6 protein-coding genes are annotated in these 7,020 nt (G+C 68.7%); 5 read left to right on the forward strand and 1 reads right to left on the reverse strand.

What is annotated here, in order from left to right:
* Window positions 1-84 precede the first annotated feature (84 nt).
* Window positions 85-897, forward strand: a complete 813-nt coding sequence (locus tag G9U51_RS10135) for a thymidylate synthase (protein WP_166196585.1) — start codon at window positions 85-87, stop codon at window positions 895-897.
* Window positions 894-1,847, forward strand: a complete 954-nt coding sequence (locus G9U51_RS10140) for a dihydrofolate reductase (protein WP_166196587.1) — start codon at window positions 894-896, stop codon at window positions 1,845-1,847. Before G9U51_RS10135 ends, G9U51_RS10140 begins: the two co-directional genes overlap by 4 nt.
* 4 nt (window positions 1,848-1,851) lie before the next feature.
* Here G9U51_RS10140 and G9U51_RS10145 read toward each other — a convergent pair whose 3' ends face one another.
* Window positions 1,852-3,048: a PucR family transcriptional regulator gene (locus G9U51_RS10145; protein ID WP_166196589.1), complete on the reverse strand. Its 1,197-nt coding sequence runs from the start codon at window positions 3,046-3,048 to the stop codon at window positions 1,852-1,854.
* 94 nt (window positions 3,049-3,142) lie between these two features.
* Here G9U51_RS10145 and G9U51_RS10150 point away from each other — a divergent pair, with 94 nt between their 5' ends.
* The 3 genes from G9U51_RS10150 to G9U51_RS10160 all read left to right on the forward strand — a co-directional run bounded on the left by G9U51_RS10150 (window position 3,143) and on the right by G9U51_RS10160 (window position 6,742).
* Window positions 3,143-4,225, forward strand: coding sequence for a ferredoxin reductase (locus G9U51_RS10150; RefSeq protein ID WP_166196591.1), 1,083 nt, complete (start codon window positions 3,143-3,145; stop codon window positions 4,223-4,225).
* A gap of 45 nt (window positions 4,226-4,270) precedes the next feature.
* Window positions 4,271-5,449: a fatty acid desaturase family protein gene (locus G9U51_RS10155; protein WP_166196593.1), complete on the forward strand. Its 1,179-nt coding sequence runs from the start codon at window positions 4,271-4,273 to the stop codon at window positions 5,447-5,449.
* A gap of 75 nt (window positions 5,450-5,524) precedes the next feature.
* Window positions 5,525-6,742 carry a phospholipid scramblase-related protein gene (locus G9U51_RS10160; protein ID WP_166196595.1) on the forward strand — a complete coding sequence of 406 codons (1,218 nt, stop codon included), beginning with the start codon at window positions 5,525-5,527 and terminating at the stop codon, window positions 6,740-6,742.
* Window positions 6,743-7,020: the final 278 nt, after the last annotated feature.

Consider the following 7,020-nt stretch of genomic DNA (forward strand, 5'->3'; position numbering starts at 1 on the left):
TGAATGTGATCTGAGTCACATTCAACCGCGAAGCGCTGGAACGCAGCCCGAGCACTGTCGGGGCTGGGTCCTACGATCGGTGCCGTGCAGCAATACCTCGATCTGCTTGACCGCATCCTCGCCGACGGAGCGCGCAAGGACGACCGCACCGGCACCGGGACGCTGTCGGTCTTCGGCCACCAGATGCGCTTCGACCTGCAGGCCGGCTTTCCCGCGATGACGACCAAGAAGCTGCATCTGCGCTCGATCTTCGGCGAGCTGCTGTGGTTCCTGCGCGGCGACACCAATGTGCAGTGGCTGCACGAGCGACGCATCACGATCTGGGACGAGTGGGCCGACGAGAACGGCGACCTCGGTCCGGTCTACGGCCACCAGTGGCGGTCCTGGCCCACGCCCGATGGCCGGACCATCGACCAGCTCGCCCGGCTGATCGACGGCATCCGCACCAACCCCGACTCCCGCCGGCACATCGTCTCGGCGTGGAATGTCGCCGATGTCGACGAGATGGCGCTGCCCCCCTGCCACACGCTCTTCCAGTTCTACGTCGCGCCGGCGGGCGAGGACGGCATACGGCGGCTGTCCTGCCAGCTCTACCAGCGCTCGGGCGATGTCTTCCTCGGTGTTCCGTTCAATATCGCGTCCTACGCGCTGCTCACCCACATGGTCGCCCAGGTGACCGGGCTCGGGGTCGGCGAGTTCGTGCACACGATCGGCGACGCACACCTCTATCTCAACCATCTCGACCAGGCGCGCGAGCAGCTCACTCGCACCCCCAAGCCGCTGCCCCGCCTCGAGCTCAACCCGCAGCGCACCTCGATCGATGAGTTCGAGCTGGAGGACATCCGCCTGCTCGACTATGTCGCCGATCCGACGATCAAGGCGCCGATCGCGGTATGAGCGGTCCTCCCGGCCGGCCGTCCGGTCTGGTCAGCCTGATCGCGGCCCGTTCTCGCGGCGGGGTGATCGGTCGCGACGGCGGTATGCCGTGGCACCTGCCGGCCGACCTGAAGTACTTCAAGCGCACCACGATGGGCCACCCGATGATCATGGGGCGGCGCACCTTCGAGTCGATGGGCGTGCTGCCCGGGCGGCGCTCGATCGTGGTCACCCGGCAGCCGGACTGGAGCGCCGACGGTGTCGAGGTGGCCCACTCCCTCGACCACGCCCTGGCGCTCACCGGCGACGAGTCGGTCTTCATTGTCGGCGGCGCCCAGATCTACGAGCAGGCGCTGCCCTTCGCCGACCGGATCCTGCTCACCGAGATCGACATCGATGTCGACGGCGACACCTTCTTCCCGGCCTTCGACCCGCAGCGGTGGCGGGAGGTCTCCCGCGAGCCGCAGGACGGTTTCGCCTGGGTCGTCTACGAGCGCCAGCCGCCGCGCACCACGCTGTATGCCGGACCGCGCGTCGGCCGCGAGGCCCGGCAGAAGATCGGCGCCTCGGTGGCGGTGCGCGACGCAGACCGGCTGCTGCTGACCAGGCGGCAGGACAACGCCCTGTGGTGCCTTCCTGGTGGTGGCATCGACCCCGGCGAGACCTTCGCCGAGGCGGCGGTGCGCGAAGCGCGCGAAGAGACCGGTCTGGCCGTCGAGGTGGAGTCGGTGCTCGCGGTCTACACCGACCCCGACAAGATCGCGGTCTATCCCGACGGGCACTCCAGCCAGACCTATGGCGTGTGCTTCCGGGCGCACGTCGTCGGGGGCGAGGCCGGGCGATCCGATGAGGTGACCGAGGTGGCCTGGCTGACCGCGGACGAGGCGAGCCGGGTGCCGATCATCCCGCTGCACCGGCCGTTGGTTCACGCAGCCTTCGAATCCCCTTCCGCGCCAACGCTTTTCGTCTGACCGGTCACGGCCGGGCGGTCGTCTCCGGTGCGCTCAGGCCGAGCACCAGCCGCAGCAGCTGATCGGGGTCGGTGAGGCGGTCGCCATACAGCTCTCGCAGTTGTTGCATGCGATAACGCACGGTCTGCGGGTGCACGTGTAGGCGCTCGGCCACCTCCTCGCGGCGGCCCTGCAGCAACAGCCACAGGCGCAGGGTTTCGGCCAGCCGCTCGGCGGTCGCGGGTGGCAGCTCGGCCAATGGCTCCAGTGCTTGCCGGCGCAGGTCACCGGTCAGTTGGGGGTCGGCAGCGAGGGTGAGATCGGCCAGGTGCTCCTCGCAGTCGATCACGTCCTCGCCGAGCCCGAGCCGGGCGGCACGCTGGGCCCGGTCGACCGAGACGCGCACGTCATGCCAGGGGCGGGCCGGGCCGATGACCGCGGGATAGGTCGCCAGCCGCTTGACCAGCCGCCGGCGCTCAGTGCCGTCGGCGTCGGGCACCAGCAGCACCACCTGGTCGGAGCCGGTGACCTCCTCCCCCACCCGCAGGGTCCGCTCGTCGAGTGCGCGCCGCACCGTGTCGGCCGCCTCCGCCGGCAGCCAGACCGCCGACAAGGTGGCGGGTGGGTCCCAGCTCGCGTTCTGCGCCAGCCGGTCCAGTTGATCCAGGTCGGCACCGGCGAAGAGCGCTGCCGCGAGCCGGTCGCGCCGCCGCTCGTGGGTGTGGCCAGCCTCGGCGAGCGCGTCGGAATGGCCGGCGACACTCGAGGCCGACAGCGCGTCGATATAGGCGAACATCACGCCGGCGAACCCGGCCATTGCCTGGGCGTCCACGCCCGCGGCCACCAGCCCGGCGGAGAAGTCGGTCCACGCGAACCGCGCCCCGACGCGGTAGGCCGCAAGCAGGTCATCGACCGGCCGGCCCGCGGTCGCCTCGCCGCGGCCGAGCAGATAGGCACCGTCGATCGAGGGCTTCATCGGCACCGCCGGGTCGGCGCTGCCGGCCGAGGTCACCAGGTTGAGGAAGCCGGCGAGCGCCTGGTGCACCGCCTGCTCGATGGTGCGCCCGAGTTCGCCACTGAACGCGCGCCGATACCCCGGCACCTCGGCGGTGATCGCCTCGACACACCCCTCGGCCAGACGCGGCAACTCCTCGCGCAACCGCTCCAGATCGGGACGGGACAGCACTCCCGCGATGACATCGGTCGACGCGTGGGTCGGCATACGGCCTCCTTTTGTTCGCTGCGCACAAGATTAGCCGAGAAATTCACTCTCGCACCGGCGCATTTTGGCACCCAAGGTGCGCGACGATGAACGCGTGACGACCGATGCGCCCGCTCCCTCCTCGGTATGGCGTGCGCGCGCCTTCCGCTTGGCCAAGGCGCTCACCACGCCGCTGTTGCCCGAGGACTATGTCGACCTGTTCGACCCGCTGCGCTCCCCGACGCACCTGCGCGGGCGAGTGCGAGAACTCGTGGCCGAGACCGACGACGCCCGCACCGTGGTGATCCAGCCCGGTCGTGGGTGGGCGGGGCACGTGCCCGGCCAGTACCTGCGGATCGGTGTCGACATCGACGGCGTGCGGATGTGGCGGGCCTACTCGATCACCTCCGGCCCCCGCGACGACGGCATGGTCGCGATCACCGTCAAGGCGATCACCGGCGGCGCCGTCAGCACCCACCTGGTCGAGTCGCTGCATGTCGGCCAGCTGGTGCAGATGGAGCAGGCCGACGGTGAGTTCGTGCTGCCGAAGGTGCTGCCGGAGAAGATCCTGCTGCTCACCGGCGGTTCCGGCATCACCCCGGTGATGGGCATCCTGCGGCACGCCATCGACCAGCTCGACGATGTGGTGCTGCTGCACTCGGCGCCCCGCCCTGAGGACGTGATCTTCGCCGACGAATTGCGTGAGCTGGACGACCAGGGCCGCATCCGGCTGGTCGAACGGCATACCGACACCCACGGCATGCTCGACACCGACGAACTCGAACGCCTCGTGCCCGACTGGCGCGAACGCGAGACCTGGGCCTGCGGACCGGCCGGCATGCTCGAGATGATCGAGAAGCACTGGGCGGCCACCGGCACCCCGCATCTGCTGCACACCGAGCGCTTCCGCCCGGTCACCGTCGAGCCGGGCAAGGGCGGCACGGTCTACTTCACCGGCCTGGAGCGCGAGCTGGAGTGCGACGGTGCGCGTCCGATCCTCGACCAGGGCGAGGAAGCCGGCATCCTGATGCCGTCCGGATGCCGCATGGGCATCTGTTATGGCTGCGTCCTGCCGATGCGCGAAGGCACCGTCCGCGACCTGCGCAATGGCGAAATCACCACCGCCCAGCCGGGTGATGGCGTGCTCATCCAGACCTGCATCAACGCGGCGGCCGGCCGCTGCGACCTCGACCTGTAAAAGACCCTCCGCTCCCCCACGACCCCAACCCGAAAGGACGACGCAATGACTGCCCTGCAGAAGAAGGACGTCAACCCCGTCGCACATCTCACGCCCCAGGACATCGAGTCACTCGGCAAGGAGCTCGACGCCGTGCGCCAGTCCGTGCTGGACACCCGCGGCGCCCGCGACGCGAAGTACATCCGCACGATGATCGACGTGCAGCGCAAGACCGAACTCGCCAGCCGCGCGCTGCTGCTGTTCTCCCGCTGGAAGCCGGCCTTCGTCGTCGGCACCGTCGGCCTGACGGTCTCCAAGATCCTGGAGAACATGGAGATCGGGCACAACGTCATGCACGGCCAGTGGGACTGGATGCGTGACCCGAAGATCCACTCGACCACCTACGAGTGGGACAACGCCTCGCCGGCCAGCCTGTGGAAGCACAGCCACAACGAGCTGCACCACACCTTCACCAACGTGCTCGGCCGCGACAACGACCTCGGCTACGGCATCATGCGCGTCGACGAGGACCAGCCGTGGGTGCCGTTCTACCTCGGCCAGCCCGCCTGGAATTTCATCAACGCCTGCTTCTTCGAGTACGGCATCGCCGCCTACGACCTGGAGCTCGGCAAGTACTTCAAGGGCCGCAAGGACAAGGCGCGGTTCAAGGCCGACGGCAAGAAGGTGCTCAACAAGATCGGTCAGCAGATGACCAAGGACTATGTGATGCACCCGGCGCTCGCCGCGCTCACCGGGTCCTGGAAGCAGACCCTGTTCGCCAACTACCTCGCCAACCTGGGGCGCAACCTGTGGACCCACTCGGTCATCATGTGCGGTCACTTCCCCGAGGGCGTCGAGACCTTCACCAAGACCTCGATCGCCGGTGAGTCCCGCGGCGACTGGTATCTGCGCCAGATGCTGGGCTCGGCCAACATCAAGGGTTCCAAGGCGATGCACATCGCCACGGGCAACCTGAGCTACCAGATCGAGCACCACCTGTTCCCCGACCTGCCGTCCAACCGCTACCAGGAGATCGCGCCGCAGATCGAGGACATCTGCCGCCGCTATGGCCTGCCCTATGTCACCGGCAGCCTGCCGCACCAGGTCGGTTCGGCCTGGCTGAAGGTGATCCGGTTGTCGCTGCCCAACCACCTGGCCAAGAAGCTGAAGTTCAGCCGCGGCCGCAAGCCGGTCCAGCCGACCGCGCTGCCCTCGCGCACCGCGCCGCAGACCGCTGCTGCCTGACCTTCGCGCGGGTGTCTCGACGCCGCGTCGCTCCTTCGGTGGAGCGGCGCGGCGTCGTCATGTGAGGATGACGCCATGACCAGCCCCGCCGCCGGGTGGTACCCGGACCCGTCACAGCCATCTCGCCTGCGCTACTGGGACGGCTCGACCTGGACCGACTTCACCAAGCCGGCGCCCGCTTCGTCCACGGCAGCCGTGCAGGCGTCGACTCCTGGACAGCCGTCCTCGTCTGACTCGTCGGCGGCGCCGGCCGATCCGTACGCCGCCCAGCGTGCCGGCCAGTCCCAGCCCGCCGACCCCTACGCGGCGCAGCGCCCGCAGTCCGACCCGTATGCCGGCCGCGGCCAGTCCCAGCCCGCCGATCCCTATGCGGCGCAACGCTCGCAGGGCGGCCACGGCTACGGCCAGCAACCGCAGCCGGGTGGCCAGGGCTACGGCCAGCAACCGCAGCAGGGTCACCCGCAGTACGGCCAGTACGCCCCCGGCACCCAGGGCTCTGGACAGCCGCCGCAGTACGGCCAGTACGCACCGGGGCAGCAGCACCCCGGCCAGCAGCCGGCATACCTGCAACAACAGCCGAACCGCAGCGGACTCGAGCAACGGGTGCACGACTTCAACGACTCGATCGCGCAAGGTTATGGTGACCAGAATTTCGGCGGCCACATGCAGGGGCAGGCCGGCGCGCGGATGGCCGAGGCGGGGCGCAATGTCCTCACCGAGCGCACGCTGATCGTCAGCCAGAAGCGCAAAATCATCGAGGTCACCAACGAATACACGGTCTACGCCCAGGACGGGTCGACGCTCGGCGCCGTGGTCGAGGTCGGGCAGAGCGGGCTGAAGAAGGCCGTGCGGCTGATGTCGAATTACGACCAGTTCCTCACCCACAAGCTCGAGGTGCGCGACAACGGCGGCCGGGTGCTGCTGCAGCTGACCCGGCCGGCCAAGGTGTTCAAGTCGACGGTGATCGTGAGCGATCCGGGTGGCCGCGAGATCGGCCGGCTGGTGCAGCGCAATGTCTTCGGCAAGATCCGGTTCGGCCTGGAGGTCGGCGGTCAGGAGATCGGCTCACTCAACGCCGAGAACTGGCGCGCCTGGAATTTCGCGTTGCTCGATGCCCAGAACCGTGAAGTGGCCCGGGTGACCAAGACCTGGGAGGGGCTGCTGACCACCCTGTTCACCACGGCCGACAACTACGCGGTGCAGATCCATTTCGACCTCCCCGATCCGCTGCGTTCGCTATGCGTGGCTGCGGCGCTGACGATCGACACAGCGCTCAAGCAGGACGACCGGTAGCGACCTTCGGCCCGCGCCACCGGCACACAACGCCCACTTGGGCGATCCGCGCCACCCGAGCAGGCGGCCACCGGCACACAACGCCCACTTGGGCGATCCGCGCCACCCGAGTAGGCGGTCACCGGCACATAACGCCCACTTGGGCGATCCGCTGAACCGCCCCGGGTCTGGTGGAGGCATCGATCCAACGAGAAGGTGGATTCATGCCAGCACCGAGGAAGTATCCGGATGAGTTGCGCCAGCGCGGTGTGCGCTTGGTGACCGATCTGCTTGAGGAC

The organism is Metallococcus carri (assembly GCF_011440275.1).
Lineage (GTDB): Bacteria > Actinomycetota > Actinomycetes > Actinomycetales > Dermatophilaceae > Metallococcus > Metallococcus carri.